The 691-nt window shown below is 43.4% G+C and carries 1 protein-coding gene; it reads right to left on the reverse strand.

All coding sequences use genetic code 11. From position 1 onward, the window contains the following. Nucleotides 1–40: 40 nt before the first annotated feature. A partial coding sequence (locus LZD49_RS35415) for an IS3 family transposase (RefSeq protein ID WP_234673393.1) occupies nucleotides 41–691 on the reverse strand: 651 nt, incomplete at its 5' end.

Here is a 691-nt window from a genome sequence, read left to right on the forward strand (position 1 = left end):
TGTGTTATCCCCTTTTGGGTGATCAATTGCTGAATAGAGCTTATCCCGTTTGTTTAAACTCATTCGGTGTTAAAAAGCCAAGTGCTTGATGTGGTCTTTGTGTATTGTAATCGTTGATCCAGTGGTCAACCACTTCTCTAACTTGTAGTAAATTTCGGAATAAATAAGCATTCAGAATTTCACGACGAAAAGTGCCATTAAATCGTTCGATGTAAGCATTCTGGGTTGGTTTCCCAGGCTGTATCCAACGCAGTTCTATTTCATTTGATTCGCACCATTCCGTCAACGCAATGCTGATAAACTCGGGTCCGTTGTCACATCGTAGGCAGCTCGGTTTACCATGGGTTTCAATTGCCTGTTCCAGAAGCCGAACAACCCGCTTCGCAGGTAAAGAAAAGTCAATATCTATCCCCAATGCTTGCCTGTTGTAATCATCCAATACATTCAATGTACGAAAGCGACGTCCATCTCTCAATACGTCAGACATAAAGTCGAGCGACCAAACTTGGTTAATCGCCGTGGGCTTTGCCAAGGGTTGTCTAACCCGTTCTGGTAGCCGCTTTTTCTTACGTCTAGGTAAATTAAGTCCTAATTGGCGGTAAATGCGCCAAATACGCTTATGATTGTAAGAATATCCTTGTCGGCGTAGTCTGTAACGGATTTTCCAGAAACCCCAACCAGGATGACGTTG

The organism is Dyadobacter sp. CY261 (assembly GCF_021440085.1).
Classification (GTDB): Bacteria; Bacteroidota; Bacteroidia; order Cytophagales; family Spirosomataceae; genus Dyadobacter.